Source organism: Pseudoduganella chitinolytica (assembly GCF_029028125.1).
Lineage (GTDB): Bacteria > Pseudomonadota > Gammaproteobacteria > Burkholderiales > Burkholderiaceae_D > Rugamonas > Rugamonas chitinolytica.
Map to the genome: position 1 here is coordinate 3461243 of NZ_CP119083.1, position 18248 is coordinate 3479490.

14 protein-coding genes are annotated in these 18248 nt (G+C 67.5%); 9 read left to right on the forward strand and 5 right to left on the reverse strand.

Translation table 11 applies throughout. The annotated features are described in order from the left end of the window. Nucleotide 1 precedes the first annotated feature (1 nt). From PX653_RS15250 to vgrG, 3 genes are read right to left on the reverse strand one after another with little or no spacing between them, the layout of a single operon-like run. Nucleotides 2–1129 carry a hypothetical protein gene (locus PX653_RS15250; protein ID WP_277413622.1) on the reverse strand — a complete coding sequence of 376 codons (1128 nt, stop codon included), beginning with the start codon at nucleotides 1127–1129 and terminating at the stop codon, nucleotides 2–4. Between the two features lie 31 nt (nucleotides 1130–1160). Continuing rightward, nucleotides 1161–3020: a type VI secretion system Vgr family protein gene (locus PX653_RS15255; protein WP_277413623.1), complete on the reverse strand. Its 1860-nt coding sequence runs from the start codon at nucleotides 3018–3020 to the stop codon at nucleotides 1161–1163. After that, nucleotides 2909–3568, reverse strand: coding sequence for a type VI secretion system Vgr family protein (gene vgrG / locus PX653_RS15260; RefSeq protein WP_277413624.1), 660 nt, complete (start codon nucleotides 3566–3568; stop codon nucleotides 2909–2911). The genes PX653_RS15255 and vgrG overlap by 112 nt, the downstream gene beginning before the upstream one ends. A 213-nt stretch (nucleotides 3569–3781) precedes the next feature. On the opposite strand from vgrG, the gene PX653_RS15265 reads away from it, so the two are divergent. From PX653_RS15265 to PX653_RS15300, 8 genes are all read left to right on the forward strand, one after another. Beyond that, on the forward strand, nucleotides 3782–5578 hold the full coding sequence (locus PX653_RS15265; protein ID WP_277413625.1) for a glycoside hydrolase family 2 protein: 1797 nt from the start codon (nucleotides 3782–3784) through the stop codon (nucleotides 5576–5578). Between the two features lie 141 nt (nucleotides 5579–5719). Then, nucleotides 5720–6586: an STAS domain-containing protein gene (locus PX653_RS15270; protein ID WP_277413626.1), complete on the forward strand. Its 867-nt coding sequence runs from the start codon at nucleotides 5720–5722 to the stop codon at nucleotides 6584–6586. 7 nt (nucleotides 6587–6593) lie between these two features. Next, nucleotides 6594–6950: an STAS domain-containing protein gene (locus PX653_RS15275; RefSeq protein ID WP_277413627.1), complete on the forward strand. Its 357-nt coding sequence runs from the start codon at nucleotides 6594–6596 to the stop codon at nucleotides 6948–6950. Between the two features lie 21 nt (nucleotides 6951–6971). Beyond that, nucleotides 6972–7388: an ATP-binding protein gene (locus PX653_RS15280; protein WP_277413628.1), complete on the forward strand. Its 417-nt coding sequence runs from the start codon at nucleotides 6972–6974 to the stop codon at nucleotides 7386–7388. Next, nucleotides 7373–8407, forward strand: a complete 1035-nt coding sequence (locus tag PX653_RS15285; protein WP_277413629.1) for an ATP-binding SpoIIE family protein phosphatase — start codon at nucleotides 7373–7375, stop codon at nucleotides 8405–8407. The genes PX653_RS15280 and PX653_RS15285 overlap by 16 nt, the downstream gene beginning before the upstream one ends. Beyond that, nucleotides 8404–10155 carry an ATP-binding protein gene (locus PX653_RS15290; RefSeq protein ID WP_277413630.1) on the forward strand — a complete coding sequence of 584 codons (1752 nt, stop codon included), beginning with the start codon at nucleotides 8404–8406 and terminating at the stop codon, nucleotides 10153–10155. Before PX653_RS15285 ends, PX653_RS15290 begins: the two co-directional genes overlap by 4 nt. A gap of 7 nt (nucleotides 10156–10162) precedes the next feature. Beyond that, nucleotides 10163–11692: an ATP-binding response regulator gene (locus tag PX653_RS15295; RefSeq protein ID WP_277413631.1), complete on the forward strand. Its 1530-nt coding sequence runs from the start codon at nucleotides 10163–10165 to the stop codon at nucleotides 11690–11692. A gap of 4 nt (nucleotides 11693–11696) precedes the next feature. Beyond that, nucleotides 11697–12311: a hypothetical protein gene (locus PX653_RS15300; RefSeq protein WP_277413632.1), complete on the forward strand. Its 615-nt coding sequence runs from the start codon at nucleotides 11697–11699 to the stop codon at nucleotides 12309–12311. Here PX653_RS15300 and PX653_RS15305 read toward each other — a convergent pair. Both PX653_RS15305 and PX653_RS15310 read right to left on the reverse strand, forming a co-directional pair. After that, nucleotides 12270–12857 (reverse strand): PEP-CTERM sorting domain-containing protein, encoded by a 588-nt coding sequence (locus tag PX653_RS15305; RefSeq protein ID WP_277413633.1) that lies wholly within the window; start codon nucleotides 12855–12857, stop codon nucleotides 12270–12272. The genes PX653_RS15300 and PX653_RS15305 overlap by 42 nt on opposite strands. A gap of 28 nt (nucleotides 12858–12885) precedes the next feature. Further along, nucleotides 12886–15603, reverse strand: coding sequence for a hypothetical protein (locus tag PX653_RS15310; protein ID WP_277413634.1), 2718 nt, complete (start codon nucleotides 15601–15603; stop codon nucleotides 12886–12888). Between the two features lie 217 nt (nucleotides 15604–15820). Here PX653_RS15310 and PX653_RS15315 point away from each other — a divergent pair, with 217 nt between their 5' ends. After that, nucleotides 15821–18196 carry a S9 family peptidase gene (locus tag PX653_RS15315; protein WP_277413635.1) on the forward strand — a complete coding sequence of 792 codons (2376 nt, stop codon included), beginning with the start codon at nucleotides 15821–15823 and terminating at the stop codon, nucleotides 18194–18196. Nucleotides 18197–18248 lie beyond the last annotated feature (52 nt).

Here is an 18248-nt window from a genome sequence, read left to right on the forward strand (position 1 = left end):
TTCACGCTCCCTTGCCGACTACCTGCAACTGCAGACTTCCATCGGATTTTTCCGTCACCACCAGCGCTACGTCACCGACCACAAGTACTTTTACAGGCTCCCCGCTGATGCCCGTGACCACGGTCTCGATACCTGTCTTGCGGTCGATCTGCACGAGCTTCGGCGTATCTTGCGAGCGGGCGCATGACGAGCGGATGGCATATAGGCTATTGTCATTACCGCTCATCGCGCTAGTCATGCAGAACTGACTGCGGACCTCCCGCGTATCGCGAATCTTGCCGTCGGCACCGACGACCGTCAGCGTGGTCGTCTTGCCGGGCGCGCCCAGCGACACAATCTCATGCGCCGCTGTAATGGTCGTGGCTACATCCCGTGGCCTGGCTTTTTGCGGACGGACACTGAATTGGTATTTACCGCCAACGATGCGCGAGACGGCGTAGTCTTGCGGCACGTCGTCTTTTGGTACCGCGGCAGGCGAGAAGCTACCGCCCAACAAAGCGGTATTGCCAGCGAGTCGCACGACGGCGTCGTTGCGGAAGGCACCCGTGGGCAACTGCGTGAACGTGGCCTTCTTCAATCCCCGGTCCAGGCTGGCGAAGAAGATCCCGTTGACATCGCGATCGGCCTTGGTGTCGTTGGCCTTGCCGATGACGCTGACGGCCTTTCCGTCTACATCCAAGTCATACACGAACGAATTGCTTGCGCCCGTCACGAGCTCCTTGCGAGCGGTTATCTTACCTTTTTCGTCAAACTGGTAGACGTAAGCAAGTGACTGGGCCAGGGAGCGCTGAGAGTGCGTATCGACATTGGCCCCGACATAAGTGGTTTTGCCATCCGAGCGGCAAGCGACGAACCGGTTGGCTGCCGAATCGTCCGGTGCATCGACCGTCTGCTGCCACAGTACCTTATTCGTTTTTGTGTTGAACAGAATTGCTGTGCCGCGTGGCTGCAGGTCGCCATCCGGATCGATGACGTGGCCAACGATGCAGAGCAGCCCGTCAGGCCCCATTTGCATTTGCTGAACAAAGGTCGCGCCTGGCTTGGTCAGAACGACCGGAGCACCTCGCGCAAACGACGCCACGCCTGCAGTCAGCAGCGCGGCGCCAATGGCGGTGGACAGGTATTTCATGATGCGTCTTCCAATAATGATGCGTGATCGATCACGCGGTAATGTCGTATTTGCTGAGGTCCGGATCGTCCTCGTCGTCGTCGCTCGCCACAACCGGGTCGTCCTCATGGTCGTCGTAGTCGAACACGATCTCGGCCGTGGTCGGGGCGACGTCGATGTCGTCATGGCGCTCGGTGACGAGCTGCAGCCACTTGCCCATGTTGACGTCGAGTTCGACGATGGCTGCCTGCGCGGTGTCGGTAAACAATCGCGCCGACTTGCCTTCGCCATCGAGCGTGCCGCTGCCCAGCACCGTGTCGGCTTCGGAGATGAACTTGTAGGCGACCTTGCGGGCGCCATCCGGCAACTGCCACAGCGCCGTGTCCACCAGCACCTGCTGGCTGTACTTGCGCGGCACGGCTTCCTCGAAGATCTTCTGCTGCACCACGTCGATGCTTTGCGGGCCAACGGCGGCGTGGCTGGCGGCATGCACGGTGGCCTCGCCGTCGGTGCCGTGCTCGATGCCGGCCGCGGAGAATTTGACATAGCTGCCCGCCCCGCTGATCAGCACCTCTTCCTTGGCGCTGATGACGATCTTGTTGGCGGTCTGCGTGATATTGAGCTTCGCCAGCAGGTTGATGCTGTCGTTCAGCGCCTTGACGTCGATGTCGCCGGCCGCGGCGATCAGCTTCATGCCGGCCTTGTGGACGAACAGGCGGAAGGCCTGGCGCACGTTGGCGAACAGGCTGTGGCCCGCCGACAGCGACAGGCTCTTGCCGGTCGTCAGTGCGGCGTGGTCGGTACTGGCGATATGCGTCGACTTCCCGCTCGTCATGGCGATGCCGGCGGCACCGGCCAGCACCAGCTGCGGTTCGGCCAGCTCGGGGAAGCGGCCGCCGTCTCCCTTGATGGCGCTGTTCTGCGCATGGATGGCCTGGGCAACGTCGCCCTGCAGGCCGGCCTTCTCGTGGGCGCCAAAATGTTCGGCCAGCTCGGCCTGCGCGTCCTGTTCCTCGCTGGCGGCGCTCAAGCGCGCGCTGGCCTGGCTCATCTCCTTGACAGCCTTGCTGCCGCCCTGCCCCGGCTCGGTGGTGATCAGCATGCCCTTGGCGGCGCGCGCGACGCCCCAGGCGTCGGTGGCGATCTCCCAACCCTCGCCGCGCGCTTCCTTGCGGCCGCGCGTATCGTCGATGCGGGCGATATTGCCCAGGGAGACCTGGCTGCAGGCGTGATCGCTCTTCAACTGGGCCTGGATGCCCGCGTTGGTGTCGTCCAGGATCAGGTGGTTGCTGCGACCGCCCGCGGCATTGCCGCCGCCGGGTGCCAACTCGCGGCTGCGCAGGCCCATCAACGCCTGCTGGCCCGGCAGCTCCCACGGCGGCATATGGTGCGCGTTGTGCACGCCGCCCGTGATGATCGGCCGGTCGGGATTCCCGCCCAGCCACTGCACCAGTACTTCCGAGCCCACGCGCGGAATCGAGGCCGCGCCCAGTTCGCCGCCGGCCCACTGCGTTGTCACGCGTACCCACGCCGAGCTGCGCTCGTCGCGTATGCCGACGCGGTCCCAGTGGAACTGCACGCGGACCCGCCCGTATTCGTCGGTATGGATGCTGTCCGGGCCCGCCGGGCCTACCACCGTGGCGGTCTGCGGCGCGAGGATCCGGGTCTCCTTGCTGTTGAAGCCCCGGCCCGGGCGCCATGGCACGTTGCGGCGCGTGCAGGTGAGGCGATTGCGGTAGTGCGGCAGCCCCTCGCCCAGTTGCAGGTAGTTATTGGTCGCCGAATGGTGCACCGACAGGATCAGGAACTGGCTGTCCGTCGCCCCGCCGGCGGCGCCGAACGGATCGTAGGCGAAGTGATCGACCAGCCGGCGATGACGATCTGGTGTCCGCTGGCGGTATGCTCGTACCAATAGTGGTAGCCGGCCGCTTCCCAGCGCCGGCTCAGGTAATTGAAGTCGGTTTCCTCGAACTGGCAGGCGTCAGTCCAGGCCGGGTCCTCGCCCGCCACGCGCCATTCCCAGTTGGCATGCGGCGCATAGTCGCCGAAGATGCTGGCGGTCTGGTCGCGCAGCGTCATGCCGTGGAACAGATAGCTGTCCTTGCGCAGGCTCAGGTAGCGCACCCACGGCCCCAGTCGCGCTTCATAGAACGTGACGGCGCCATCGGAGCGCTTGCAGCGGAAGCCGAACACGTAGCCGCTGAAGTAGCGCAGCGTGCCGTCGCCGCGCACCAGTTCCACGCTGAGCAGCTTGCCCATCATGTCCTTCAACGGCACATTGGGATCGTCCGACAACAGTTCGACCGCATAGTCGAAGTCGCGCGAGACCCCTTCGGTGGCCTCCAGCGCGTTGACGAGGAACCGCGCGGACGGGCCGTCCTGGTTGGGGAACGACAGGCGCAGGATGCGGCGGTGTTGCCGGTCGTCCAGCAGATTGGCAAAGGGGAGGCGGATGGACATACGGGGGTTTGATAGTGCCTGTTCAGCCACGCGTCGCGGCCGGAGGGTTATAAAAATTGCAACTCAGCAAATAGATGAGCAGGGAGTGTAATTCTACCAATATCTTGCAAGCAATTCTATTTATTCGTGAAGTAATGCGACGCCCGGCGCCTCGTTCGTCACGACGTTTCACCGTTGCGTCACGCGCGAAAAAGCTTCGCTAAGATGCCCGTCATGACTTCCCCCGACCACGACCTGCACCCCCGCCCCCAGTGGCGCCGCGATTCCTGGCTGAGCCTGGACGGCACCTGGGAATTCGCCTTCGACGACGCCGACATCGGCAAGCGCGAAGGCTGGCACGATGGCCGCGCCCTGCCGCTGACCATCGAAGTGCCCTTCCCCTACCAGAGCGAACGCTCCGGGCTGGGCACGAAGGACATCCATGAAGTCGTCTGGTACAGCCGGACGTTCGACGCGCCGCCCGGCTGGCGCGAGGACGGGCACGACCTGCTGCTGCACTTCGGCGCCGTCGACTACGTCGCCGAGGTATGGATCAACGGCCGGCTGGCAGGGCGCAACCGGGGCGGCCACGTGCCCTTCTCGTTCAATATCGCGCCCTTCCTGCGCGACGGCGGCAACCGCGTCACCCTGCGCGTGGAAGACCGCCAGGACCCCTGCCAGCCGCGCGGCAAGCAGTCGTCCTCCGGCCAGCCGGTGCGCATCTACTACTACTGCACGACCGGGATCTGGCAGACGGTCTGGCTCGAGCGCGTGCCGGCCATGCGCCTGGACGCGATGCGCATCGTCGGCGCCGATCCGGACGGCACGCTGGCGCTGGAGGTGCAACTGCACGCGCCGGCCGGCGGCTGGACGGTGGAACTGGACGTGCTGGCCTCCCTGGACGAGCATGCGCCCGTCATTGCCCATGCCAGCAGCGCCGCTGCCCGCGCCAGTGCCACGCTGCGTGTGTCCATCGAGGGCGCCCGCCCCTGGTCGACGGACGACCCACACCTGTACGGCCTGCGCCTGCGCCTGGTGCGCGATGGCGTCACGCTCGACACCGTGCTGGCCTATGCGGGCCTGCGCAGCTTCGAGGCGCGCGACGCGCACTTCCACCTGAACGGGCGGAAGACCTTCCTGCTGATGGTGCTGGACCAGGGCTACTGGCCCGATACGCTGCTGGCGCCGCCGTCGGACGAAGCGCTGCGCGCGGACGTCGAGTGGATCAAGCGGCTCGGTTTCAACGGCGTGCGCAAGCACCAGAAGATCGAGGCGCCGCGCTGGCTGTACTGGTGCGACCGCCTGGGCCTCCTGGTGTGGGAGGAGATGCCGAACGCCCGCAACTGGTCGCTCGACGCGGAGGAAGCCCTGCTGGCCGAATGGGAGCGGGCCGTCGCGCGCGACGTCAACCACCCGTCCATCGTGGCCTGGGTGCCCGTGGTCGAGAGCTTCGGCTTCCCGGCCTTGCGGCGCCACGCCAGCCAGCAGGCCTTCCTCGAGCGGCTTGTAATGCGTACCCGCCGGCTCGACCCCACCCGCGACGTCATCGACAACGACGGCTGGGAGCACACCAACCTGACCGACGTCTGCTCGATCCACGACTATTCGCAGCCGGCCGACAAGCTGGTAGCGCGCTACGCCGGCACCCAGCAGACCGGCCAGCCGCCCGCCAAGGGCTGGTACAAGGACAAGCCCCTGTTCCTGCCCGGCGGCAGCTACCGCGGCCAGCCGATCGTGCTGAGCGAAGTGGGCGGCTTCCTGATGCAGCCGGCCGGCGTGCCGGAAGCCGAGCGCGACCGCCTGTTCGACTACTACGGCAACGCCAGCACGACAGCCGAGCTTTGGCTGCGCTACCGCGACCTGATGGAAGGCATCGCCGGCCTGACGGCGCTGGCCGGTATCTGCTACACCCAGCTGATCGACGTCGAGCACGAGCAGAATGGCCTCTTGACCTACGATCGCCAGCCGAAGTTCGACCCGGACGAACTGGCCGCGCTGCACCGCGCGCTGTTCTTCCAACGGCGCGATTGACGCTGCCGCGCCACGGTAGCGTTACCAAAGTACCATCGCTTCTGAATTGAAAGGAAATATTTCCAATCGTCTCTATCGTTGCCATTCCGACCTGATACACTTGCTCGTTCACTGTAAATTTCCCTCTTCGCTGGAGACCGTATGAGCATGGCAATGACCGGCCACCTGGCCAAAATCCTCAACGACAATCAGGAGTCCCTGCTGGAAGAGTGGCTGGGCGGCATGCTGTCGCGCATGGTCCGCCGCGACAAGACGGCCGAAGCCGATATCCGCCAGCATGCGACCCGCTTCATCCCCCTCGTGGTGAAGGCCATCGAAAAAGGCCAGGCCTACGATTTCGACAGCCCCGCCTTTGCCGACGTGCGCGCGCAGCTGGCAGAGATGTCGGCCGCGCGCGTGCGCCAGGGCTTCTCGCCGACCGAGACGGCCACCTTCATCTTCGCGCTGAAGGAGCCCCTGTTTGCGCTGCTGCGCAGCACCCTGGCCGCCGATCCCGCGGCGCTGACCGCCGAACTGACGGACACGGGCCGGCTGTTCGACCGCATGGGCCTGTACACCGTCGAGGAATACCAGCGCAGCCGCGAGAACGTCATCATGCGCCAGCAGCAGGAACTGCTGGAGCTGTCCACGCCCGTCGTGCAGCTGTGGAAGGACGTGCTGGCCCTGCCGCTGATCGGCACCCTGGACAGCGCCCGCACCCAGGTGGTGATGGAAAATCTGCTGCAGAAGATCATCGAGACGGGCGCCTCGATCGCCATCATCGACATCACGGGCGTACCGACCGTCGACACGCTGGTCGCCCAGCACCTGCTGAAAACCGTCGCTGCCGCACGCCTGATGGGCGCGGACTGCATCATCAGCGGCATCCGCCCGCAGATCGCGCAGACCATCGTGCACCTGGGCGTGAACCTGGAAGACGTGACGACCAAGGCCACCCTGGCCGATGCGTTCCTGGTGGCCCTGAAGCGCGTCGGCGCGACGGTCACCCGCACCGACAAGGCAGCCTGAGGCCCGCATGGAACGCATTCCCATTCTGAAGATGGGTGACCTGCTGCTGGTCACCATCCAGGTCGACATGCACGACCGGCTGGCCATGACCTTGCAGGACGACCTGACCGGGCGCATCGTCAAGGACCGCGCCCGCGGCGTGCTGATCGACATCTCGGCGCTGGACATCGTCGACTCGTTCATCGGCCGGATGATCAGCAACACCGCGGCGATGGCGCGCGTGCTCGACGCGCGCACGGTGCTGGTCGGCATGCAGCCTGCCGTCGCCATCACGCTGGTGGAACTGGGCCTGACGCTGCACGGCGTGCAAACGGCACTGAACGTGGAAAAAGGCGTAGCCCTGCTCCAGCGGCAGGCGGACTAACCTCATCGAAAGGCGGCTTCCTTGAGCAATAACGACGTCGACGCACTGGTGCTGCCGATCCGGTCCGACGAGGACGTGGTGCGGCTGCGCCAATCCGTGCGCGAACAGATGATCGCCGCCGGATTCAGCCTGATCGACCAGACCAAGATGATCACGGCGGCCAGCGAGCTGGCCCGCAACACGCTGCGCTACGGCGGCGGCGGCGAAGCACACATGGTGAAGCTGGCGAACGGCATGCGCCAGGGTATCGGCCTGGCCTTCATCGACCAGGGTCCCGGCATCGCGGACCTGAAGCAGGCACTCACCGATGGTTTCACCACCGGCGGCGGCATGGGCCTCGGCCTGTCCGGCGCCAAGCGCCTGGCGGATGAATTCGACATCGAATCGGCTCCCGGCCAGGGCACCACAGTAAAGATCAGCAAGTGGAAACCGTTCTAGCGGCACAGGGCAGGCAAACCTGTCATCCCCTGGCCGATGCCAGCCAGGTCGGCTCGGTGCGCCGCGCGGCGGCCGACCTGTGCATGCGCCTGGGCTTCGACGAGACGGACGCAGGGGAAGTGGCCATCGCCGTCAGCGAAGCGGCCACCAATGTACTGAAGCACGCCGGCGAAGGCGAGATCCTGCTGCGGCCCCTGCGCAGCGGTACGGCCGTCGGCGTCGAGATCCTGGCGCTGGACCGTGGTCCCGGTATCGCCAGCCTGGCTGCCAGCATGGCCGACGGCACGTCCACGGCGGGCAGCTACGGCGTGGGCATGGGTGCCATGCAGCGCCTGGCCTGCGAGTTCGACATCTGGAGCGCACCCGGCAAGGGCACCGTGCTGATGATGACACTGTGGCAGCGCGGGACCGAGCGGGCGCCGCGCGCGCTGCACTGCGGTGTCGTGTGCCTGCCGATGCGGGGCGAGGACGTGCCAGGCGACAGCTGGGCGCTGGCCAGCGACGCCACCAGCGCCACCGTGCTGGTCGCCGACGGCCTGGGCCACGGCCCGCTGGCCGCCGAGGCGGCCGAACTGGCCTGCTCGGTAGCGATGGACGGCGCGCAGCAGCAAGCCGGCACGATCCTGGAGGACACCCATGCCGCGCTGCGCGCGACGCGCGGCGCCGCCGTCGCCGCCGTGCGCATCGACATGCTGCGCGAGGAGCTGCTGTTCGCCGGCATCGGCAATATCAGCGCGCACCTGATCGGCGCCAACGAACGGCGCCAGCTGGTGTCGCACAACGGCATCGTCGGCAGCAATATGCGCAAGGTGCAGGAGTTCCCCGCCCCGTGGGATGCGCATAGCCTCTTGGTGCTGCATTCGGACGGCCTGACGTCGCGCTGGAACCTGGCCGACTACCCGGGCCTGACGAGCCGGCATCCTGCCGTCATCGCCGGCGTGTTGTACCGCGACTTCACGCGCGGCCGCGACGACGTCACGGTGCTGGCCTTGCGCGACCGCCAGGGGTGGACGGCATGAGCCTGCGCATCCTCAGCCTGGCGGTGCAGGAGGAACTGGACGTGGTGGCGTCGCGCCAGCGCGCGCGCCAGATCGCCCAGCTGTGCGGCTTTGCCAACCAGGACCAGGCCCGCATCGCCACCGCCGTCTCGGAACTGGCGCGCAATGTCTACAACTACGCCGCCAGCGGCCGCGTCGAGTTTTCCATCGAAGGCGAAACTGTGCCGCAGCTGCTGGTGATCCGCATCGAGGACCAGGGTCCCGGCATCGCCAACCTCGAGCAGGTGCTGTCCGGCCGCTACCAGTCGCGTACCGGCATGGGCATGGGCATCCTCGGTGCGCGCCGGCTGATGGACCAGTTCGACATTCGCTCCGGTACCGGCGGCACCGTCATCACGCTGAAGAAGCTGCTGCCGCACGACGCGCCCCTGGTCACGTCCGGCGCGGTCGGCGCGATGGGTGCGCAACTGGCCTCCCTCTCGCCCAACGTCACGCTGGCCGAGATGCAGCAGCAGAACAAGGAACTGCTGGCCACGCTGTCCGAGCTGAAGACGCGCCAGGATGAACTGGTGCAGCTGACGCGCGAGCTGGAGGACACCAACCGCGGCGTCGTCGCGCTGTATGCGGAGCTGGACGAAAAGGCCGACCACCTGCGCCGCGCGGACGAGATGAAGACGCGCTTCCTGTCCAACATGAGCCATGAATTCCGCACGCCCCTGAGCTCGATCCGGGCGCTGTCGCGCCTCCTGCTCGAGCGGGTCGACGGCGAGCTCAGTCCCGAGCAGGAAAAGCAGGTCAAATTCATCCTGAAAGGGGCCGAGTCGCTGACGGAACTGGTGGACGACCTGCTGGACCTGGCCAAGATCGAGGCGGGCAAGATCGACGTGCGTCCGGTCGCGTTCGAGGTCGGCGACATGTTCTCGGCGCTGCGCGGCATGCTGCGGCCCCTCCTGGTCAGCACCAAGGTGGAGCTGCTGTTCGACGGGCCCGAGACGCCGATCGCCATGATGACGGACGAGGCCAAGCTGTCGCAGATCCTGCGCAACTTCATCTCCAACGCACTGAAATTCACGGAGAGCGGCTACGTCAAGGTCAGCGCCACCGTGCTGCCGAAAGGCGACGCCGTGCGGTTCGACGTCGAGGACACGGGGATCGGTATCGCGCCCGAGCACCAGCAGATCATCTTCGAGGAATTCTCCCAGGTGGAGAACCGGCTGCAGCACAAGGTCAAGGGGACGGGCCTGGGCCTGCCCCTGTGCCGCCGCCTGGCCGGACTGCTGGGCGGCTCCGTCACGCTGCGCAGCACGCCGGGCCAGGGCTCGACGTTCTCCGCATTGATCCCCGCCGCCTACGACACGATGCCCGATCCGCTGGCGTTCCGCGGCACGCTGGCGCCGGCCGACACGACCGGCATCCCCGTCCTGGTGGTGGAGGACGACCGTTCGACGATGATGTTGTACCGCAGCTTCTTCCGCAACACCCCCTACCGCGCCGTCTGCGCGCGCAGCGTGTGGGAAGCGGAACAGGCGTGGGCCGCGCAAGCGCCGGCCGCCGTCATCCTCGACCTGTACCTGCACGGCGAGGACAGTTGGCGCTGGCTGGCGCAGACGAAGAACGACGAGCGGCGCAAGCACGTGCCCGTCATCATCGCCTCCGAAGTCGCCGACCGCCAGAAGGCGTTCTCGCTGGGAGCCGAAGCCTACCTGGCGAAGCCTGTCGCACGGGAAGAACTGCTGGCACAATTGAACGCACTGTGTCATGTACACTAGAGAAATCATGAAGGTAACCGCGCCCCCACCCCTGATCCTGAACGTCGATGACACCGATGCGGCCCGTTACGCCAAGACGCGCATCCTGCAGCGGGCGGGCTTCCGGGTGACCGAAGCGGGCAGCGGCACGGAGGCGCTGGAAAAGGCGCACACGGAGGCGCCGGACCTGGTGCTGCTGGACACCAAGCTGCCGGACATCAACGGCTTCGAGGTGTGCCGCCAGCTCAAGCAGGACCCGCACACGGCGCCCGTGCTGGTGCTGCAGACGTCGGCGTCGTACCTGTCGTCGCCCGACAAGGTGCGGGCGCTGGACAGCGGTGCCGACAACTACCTGTTCGAGCCCATCGAACCGGAAGAGCTGGTGGCCAACGTGCGGGCGCTGCTGCGCCTGGGCCGGGTCGAACGGGAGCTGCGCGACATGGACCGCCGCAAGGACGAGTTCCTGGCGATCCTCGCGCACGAGCTGCGCAACCCGCTGGGGCCGATCCGCAACGCCGTCGAGCTGCTGCGCAGCCTTGATCCGCATGCCTCCCCCGCCCAGGAAAACGCCCGCCGCGTCATCCTGCGCCAGACCGACCACATGGTCCGGCTGGTGGACGACCTGCTGGACGTGTCGCGCATCTCGCAGGGCAAGATCGCCCTGCGCCGCGCACCGCTGGAACTGTGCGCCCTGCTGCGCACCGCCGTCGAGACGGCCGAGCCGAACATGGCGAGCCGCCAGCACGTGCTGACGGTGCAGCTGCCGGAGCAGGAGATCTGGATCGATGGCGACAGCGTGCGCCTGGCCCAGATCGTGGGCAACCTCCTCAACAACGCGGCCAAGTTCACGCCGCCCGGCGGCCGCGTCGCCCTCAGCGCCGCGCTGGAAGGCGGCCAGGCCGTCATCCGCGTCACCGACAACGGCATCGGCATCGATCCGGCCGAAGCCGGCTCGATCTTCGACCTGTTCGCCCAGGCGGGCCACTCGCCCGACCGCGTGCAGGACGGTCTCGGCATCGGCCTGTCGCTGGTGCGCACGCTCGTCAACCTGCATGGCGGCGAAGTGCATGCCGACAGTCGCGGCCTCGGCGAAGGCGCCACGTTCGAGGTCCGGCTGCCCACGCTGCCGGCCACGGCGCAGGCCGCCGCGCCGGAACAGGTCGCGAACGAACCGGCCAGGCGCGCCGACGTCTACCGCATCCTCGTGGTGGACGACAACCAGGACTCGGCTGAAATCGTCTGCGCGCTGCTGCAGTTCGCCGGTCATGAAGTGCACATGGCGCACGACGGCGCCGGCGCGATCGAGTGCGCGCTGCGCCTGGCGCCGGACGTCATCTTCCTCGATATCGGCCTGCCCGACATGAGCGGCGTGGAAGTGGCGGAAAAGATGCGCGGCTATCCCCAGTTGCAGAAGACCATCCTTGTCGCCCTGACCGGTTACGGCCAGGACAAGGATCGCGCGGGCGCCATGGCGGCCGGCTTCAACCGCCACCTGACCAAGCCCGTCAACATGGAAACGCTGAACGAGACGGTGCGCACGCTGATGCGCCCGTGCTGAAGACGTGGCCGGCGCGCGCCTGACTTCCCTTGCCGCCGCGCTGCTGTGCGGTGCCGCGCAGGCTGCCGCCGCTACCGAAATCCTGCTGGCAAACATCCCGCCTGCCGCGCGGCTGCACACGGCGCTGGCGCCCGAGCGGGCCACTGCCGCGATCCTGGCCGGCGTCGGCCGCCTGCCCCCAGGAACTGCGCTGGCCCGCCGCTATCGCCAGGCCTATGGCATGACCTATCCCCTGTTCCCACCCGATGCCGAGCTGCGCGGCGAAGCGCCGCTGCCGACGCTGTCTGCATGGCTGGCGCTGCCGCCGGCGCAGCGGCGCCACGACCTCGTCATCCTGCCGGCCAGCGACCATTTCTGGCCGCAGGACGGCAACGACTACCGGGCCACGTTCATCGTGCACGTGGCGCCGGCGCCAGGCGGCGGCAGCAACCTGGCCGTGCTGCAGTACGGTGCCCGCACGCTGCACGGCAAGTCGTTCCGCCTGCTGGGCCGAACGGGGCCGGGACGCTACCTGGACATCCGGCCCGCCGCCCCGTCTCCCGCCGCCGCCGCCGACCTGGCGGCGTGGCTGGCCGCGTTACCGGAGCTGGGCGCGCCGGCGCGCGGCCAGCAGCCCTAGCATCCCGATGGCGAACAGCGCCGCCGTGCCGGGCAACGGCACGGCCGTGGCGCCGACCTGCACCGTGAACGGCGTCACGACGGCCTCGCCGGCCTGCAGGAAGATCCCGCCCGCCAGCGGATCGCCGCTCCACCATTCGCCCGCCAGCGTAAACAGGCCGCTCTCGCTCTGCCCCAGCGCCGCCGCGGCATCGATCTCGATACCGTACAGGCCCGCCAGCAGGGCGGCGTCGAACGCGGCGGACTGCGTCGCGCCCGGCGCCAGCACCGGGAAGTCGAAGTAGGCGCCGTCCATCGTGCCGAGGGCGATGGACGATGCCGACAGCTCGGTGGGCACGAACCAGTTGGCGGTGTCGGTATTGGTCAGGCTGTAGCCCCAGCCGACCAGCTGGCCGGCATTGCCCGTCAGGACACCGCCGCCCGGCAGGGTCGAGAACGTGAACGTGAAGGGGGCGGCCTGTACCAGCGGTGCCAGCAGCATCGCCGCCGCGATGCCGGCCGCCGCGATCCCGCCGCGCAGCCGGTTGAAGTAGTGAGTCGGTTTCATTGCTGATTCTCCTTTGATGACGCCACGCTCAGCGGGCGATGAGGGACTGCGCGTGCGACAGGCTGTACGGCGCCCCGTCGATGTCGCTCACGACGCCGCCCTCGGTGATGGAAAAGCGCTGCACGGTGGCGGGCACGTTGAAGGTCAGGCGCACGTTGAAGTAGCCGCCCACGTCCACGTTCGGCGTGACGAACGGCAGCGCCGGCGACAGCGCCGCGTTCAACGTCACGGTGCCCGTGCCGGCCAGCGTGCGCGGCCGGATCGAGCCGATCGTCATGGCGCGCGCCGTGCCGGGACCCGCGTTGGTGAAGCGCAGGTCCACGCCGATCACGCCGGGGGCGAGCGTCTCCTGGCCCAGCACCTGGGCAATGAAGCTCGGCTTGCCCGGTACCGCCACGGCGCCGGTGACGAAATTGGTCACGGAGGCGCTGTTGCGCGAAGCCGGATTGGTGGTGCTCTGTACCGCGGCCGTGATGGTATCGGCGCTGCCCGCGCTGGCGCCGGCCGGCGGCGTCAGGCTGACGATGACGTTGGCGGTCTCGCCGGACCGCAAGGTCAGCGACGACGGCGCCACGCCGGTGATGTAGTGCAGGTCGTCGGTGGCGGTGACGCCGAACGTGTCGTCGACGCCGTCGTTACGCACCTGGAACACCATCGTGGCGGGCACGCCGGGGCGCAGGTCCTGCGCCGGCGGCGCGATGACGGAGACGCCCTGCGGCGTGACGGACATGCTGAACACCCGCTGGTACGGCGCGCCGGTGCTGTCGTTGCCCGTCACGTACAGCAGGAACGGCTGGGTCGGCACGGCGAACTGGCCGAAGTACTTGCCGCCGTCGGTGCCGTCGCGCTCCATCGCGATCGGGGCGATGTCCGCGTAGGCCTTCGTGCGCATGATGAACTGCGCGGTGGCCGCACCCGGCGTCAGGGCCGCCACGCCGTACACGGACTGGTTCGGCGCCGGTTCGCCATCGAGCTTGAACAGGCCCTGGTGCGGCGCCTGGCCGCCGATCTTGGCCAGGTTGAACGATGCCAGCGCCAGCGAGCCGGTGCCGGAGACGTTCACGTACAGCGTCTCGGTCGAACCGGAAACCGTCAGTTTCCAGCGGCCGCGCTGCGGCGCGTCGACCGAGATGATGACGCCGCTCGTCAACGTGAGGTAGGTGGAAGCGTTGGCGGAATTGATGACCGTACCGTCCGGCCGGACCAGCTGCACGGTCGGCACCGCCGGGTTGATGCCGCTGACGGAGACCGTCAGGCGGGTCATCGAGGCGTCCACCGGCAACTCATAGGTCTTCGCCGTGGCGAAGGTATCGGCAACGGACAGCACCTGCAGGGCGTTGTTGCGGGCCACCAGGTCGGCCAGCTGGGTGACGGCAGCCGCCTCGGAGCGGTACAGCAGGAACGGCTGGCCGCCCGTTTCGGCGGCCACGCGCAGGTAGCCCGGTTCGATCGGCGAGCAGCTGCCGAACAGGATCGGGAACACCTTGATCTCCTTCGATTTCGCCAGGCCGATGACGGCGCTGGCCAGGCCCGCGTCCGCCGCCGAGGCATCCGTGTACATGAACAGGTTGCCGCTGGGGTTCGACAGCGACAGGCCGTTGTACATGCCCGTCATCGACAGTTCCGGGCAATCGCCGCCGGCATCGGCATACAGGCCGCTGATCGCGTTCTTGAAGGCGACGGCGTCGTTGGTGGACACGTTCGGGCCCGTGGACGGATCGTTGAACGGCGCCAGCACGTACTGCAGCGGCTCCTCGTCCGTGCCCAGGCGCGAGTTGACGATGTCGATGGCGGACGAACGCACGCCGGCGATGACGCTGCCCATGCTGCCCGTGGTATCGATGGCGAACGCCAGCGTCGGGCCGGCGCCCAGCAGCGCTTTCAGTTGCGGCTCGGTGATCTCGGCCTTGATGTCGCCCACGTACTGCTTCGTCGCGGCGATGGCGGCCGCCGCGGCCGCGTTATGGAAGCCGCTGTGCGGCGAGATGTCGCAGTACAGCGTGTCCTTGTTGATCCCTTCGCGGAAGTAGCCCAGCGGGTCGCTGGACGGCGAGCTCTTGTCCAGCGGGCCGCCGTGGCTGCACTTGAAGGGGCCCGGCTTGACGCGGTCCTCGCCGCCGTAATAGCCGCTGGTCAGGTTGGGCGTGACGATGATGGACGAATTGGCGCAGAAGCTGCCCGTGTCCACGAAGCCCTCGCATGCCGTCTCGGTCGGTCCCGAGAACGGCAGGCTGACGGGCCGGCCCACGCCAGGATGCGCGCCCGTATTGCCGCTCTCGACCCAGTTGCTGTGCGAGTAGAAGTCCTGGATCGTGTGCAGCGCGCTGCCCAGGTTCTCGCGGGCGCCGTGGGCGTTGATCGGATCGCTGCGCAGCGCATCGAGCACGTTCTGCTTCAGTTCCGCCAGGCGCGCCTGCGCGGCGGCCCCGCTTTCGCCGTCGAAGTGCTTGGCCGACGTGGTCTGGTCTTCGTCGACGCGGGCATTGGCCTCGATGATCTCGTCCAGTGCCTTCTGCATCGAGTTGGTCAGCTTGGGCACGCCGAAGTAGGTCTTGTCCAGTTCCTCGATGCCGCGCTGCGTGATGTCCTGGTGGGTCAGCGCGCCGTTGGACTTGGCGGTGACAAGGCACAGCAGCCCGTTCTTCGGACAGAATGCCCAGCTGCTCTGCGCCATCAGCAGGCTCAGCGCGAGCAGCGCCAGCAGGCACAGCAGCTGGCGCTGTAAATGGTTGACTTGCGGTCTCATGGTTTCTCCCCTTATAGACGCCCGGCAAGGGCTGGAATGGCTGCTGCAACCTTCGTGCCAGGCACGTCTTCATAGGGAACGGCCAAGCAGGGTGTAAAAAAATCCGACATCTTGCGGCAAGTCACCGATCCGTTGCCAACATTGCTGCGTTAGAATGCCCCGTTGCTTTCTGTCACCCAGCGGCCGTCACGAGCGGCCGCCCAAGAACCCGATACGCATGCGCCCACCCTACCCATCGCTGCCGGCCGCCCTGCTTGCCGCCGCCCTGTCCTTCCCCACCCTCTGTGCCCACGCCGTCACGCCCGTCACCCTGGACCAGGCCATGGCCCATCCCGACTGGATCGGAACACCCGTCGAAGCAGCCTGGTGGAGCTGGGACAGCAAGAGCGCCTACTACAAGCAGAAGCGCGCCGGTTCGCCGCTGCGCGACACGTTCGTGGCCGGCCCCGCGGCCCGCAAGATCGGCGAGGCGGAGCTGGCCAACGTGGACGCCCCCGCCCTCGTCTACAACCGCGAGCGCACCCGTGCCGTCATGCTGCGCAACGGCGACCTGTTCGAACGCGATCTCAAGTCCGGCGCGCTGACGCAAATCACCCGCAACACGACGGCGGCCGCCGACCCGCAGTATTCCAGCGATGGTCGCAGCGTCCAGTTCCGCGTCGGTCATGACTGGTTCAGCTGGAGCAGGGCCGAGCGCCTGGTGGCGCCACTGGCACTGCCGCGCGCGATGAAGGACCCGGCGGCCGCCCCGGACGACGACTACCTGCGCGCCCTGCAGCTGCGCCTGATCGCAACCCTCAAGCGCCAGAAGGACGAGCGCGACGCCACCCGCGCGCAAACGGAAGCGGAGCGGCGCGCCGACGCCACGCGCGCACCCGCGCCGATCTACCTGGGCGAGAAGATCGTCATCGATGCCAGCGCGCTGTCGCCGGACGGGCGCTGGCTGCTGCTGGCGACGTCGCCCAAGGCCAGCGAGAACGGCCGGGTGGGCAAGCTGCCCCGCTACGTGACGGAGTCGGGCTACGAGGAATTCGACGACCAGCGCGAACGGGTAGGCCGCAACCTGCCGCTGGCGCAGACGCTGAAGCTGGTTGACCTGCGCACCGGCACCCTGCGCGACATCCCGCTCGACGCGTTGCCGGGCATCGCCACCGATCCGCTGGCCGCCATGCGGGCGGCACGCAAGCTGGAACCCGTCAAGGGCAACCGCGCCGCACGGCTGGACGACGACGAGGGCAACGGCATCGCCTGGAGCGGCGACGGCGCCCAGGTGGCGGTCAGCATCCGTGCCGTCGACAACAAGGACCGCTGGATCGCCGCCGTCGACCTGGCCGCCGCGCGCCTGAAACCGCTGCACCGGCTGACGGACAAGGCGTGGATCAACAACAGCTACAACGAGTTCGGCTGGCTGCCGGATCACCGCACCTTGTGGTTCCTGTCGGAAGAGACGGGCTACTCGCACCTGTACACGCTGGGTCCGGACGGGCGCCAGCGCGCGCTCACGAGCGGCCAGTGGGAGGCGACACAGGTGACGTGGAACAGCGACGGCTCGGCCGCCTGGGTCATGTGCAACCGCCGCACGCCGGGCGAATACGAGGTCTGCGCGGTGTCGCCGAAGGATGGCGGCGTACGCGAGGTGACGCGCCTCGACGGCGGCGTGGAGGAGTTCGCGCTGTCGCCCGACCAGCGCCGCCTGCTGGTGCGCTGGTCGGCGTCCTATGTACCGGCGCAGGTGGCGATCGTGCCCGCTGCCGGCGGCGAGGCCGTCAAGCTGACCGATACCCGCAGCGCCGAATTCAAGGCGCGCGAGTGGATCGCCCCGCAGATCGTCGCGGTGCCCTCCACCCATGGCGCGGCACCGGTGTGGGCCAAGCTGTACCGCCCCGCCACGCTGGAGCCGGGCCGCAAGTACCCGGTCGTCATGTTCGTGCATGGCGCGGGCTACCTGCAGAACGTCAGCAAGCGCTACCCGGTCTACTTCCGCGAGCAGATGTTCCACAATCTGCTGGTCGAGAAGGGCTACATCGTGCTGGACATGGACTACCGCGCCTCGAAGGGCTACGGGCGCGACTGGCGCACGGCGATCTACCGCCAGATGGGCCATCCGGAACTGGAGGATTACGTCGACGGCGCGCGCTGGCTGGCGGCCAACCACCAGGGCGACATCGACAAGGTGGGCATCTACGGCGGCAGCTACGGCGGCTTCCTGACGTTCATGGCGCTGATGCGCGAGCCGGAGCTCTTCAAGGCCGGCGCCGCGCTGCGGCCCGTGACGGACTGGACGTCGTATAACCACGGCTACACGGCCAATATCCTGAACACGCCGGACCTCGATCCGGAAGCCTACAAGGTGTCGTCGCCGATCGAGTACGCCGACCGCCTCAAGGGCCACCTGCTGATCGCCCACGGCATGGTGGACGACAACGTGTTCTACCAGGACTCGGTACGCATGGCGCAGCGCCTGATCGAACTGAAGAAGGACCACTGGGAACTGGCCAGCTACCCGCTGGAGCGCCATGCCTACGTGCAGCCGGAGAGCTGGTATGACCAGTATCGGCGGATCTACCAGCTGTTCGAGCGGACGTTGAAGTAAGCGAAACCCTGGAGGGTCTGTCCCCGCAGGGGACTGACCCTGGTTTTCATCG

What these genes read in the sequence shown, in the direction of transcription:
- PX653_RS15250 (WP_277413622.1), bottom strand. Translation starts at nt 1,129, where the DNA reads ATGAAATACCTGTCCACCGCCATTGGCGCCGCGCTGCTGACTGCAGGC.
- vgrG (WP_277413624.1), bottom strand. Translation starts at nt 3,568, where the DNA reads ATGTCCATCCGCCTCCCCTTTGCCAATCTGCTGGACGACCGGCAACAC.
- PX653_RS15265 (WP_277413625.1), top strand. Translation starts at nt 3,782, where the DNA reads ATGACTTCCCCCGACCACGACCTGCACCCCCGCCCCCAGTGGCGCCGC.
- PX653_RS15270 (WP_277413626.1), top strand. Translation starts at nt 5,720, where the DNA reads ATGAGCATGGCAATGACCGGCCACCTGGCCAAAATCCTCAACGACAAT.
- PX653_RS15275 (WP_277413627.1), top strand. Translation starts at nt 6,594, where the DNA reads ATGGAACGCATTCCCATTCTGAAGATGGGTGACCTGCTGCTGGTCACC.
- PX653_RS15290 (WP_277413630.1), top strand. Translation starts at nt 8,404, where the DNA reads ATGAGCCTGCGCATCCTCAGCCTGGCGGTGCAGGAGGAACTGGACGTG.
- PX653_RS15295 (WP_277413631.1), top strand. Translation starts at nt 10,163, where the DNA reads ATGAAGGTAACCGCGCCCCCACCCCTGATCCTGAACGTCGATGACACC.
- PX653_RS15305 (WP_277413633.1), bottom strand. Translation starts at nt 12,857, where the DNA reads ATGAAACCGACTCACTACTTCAACCGGCTGCGCGGCGGGATCGCGGCG.
- PX653_RS15310 (WP_277413634.1), bottom strand. Translation starts at nt 15,603, where the DNA reads ATGAGACCGCAAGTCAACCATTTACAGCGCCAGCTGCTGTGCCTGCTG.
- PX653_RS15315 (WP_277413635.1), top strand. Translation starts at nt 15,821, where the DNA reads ATGCGCCCACCCTACCCATCGCTGCCGGCCGCCCTGCTTGCCGCCGCC.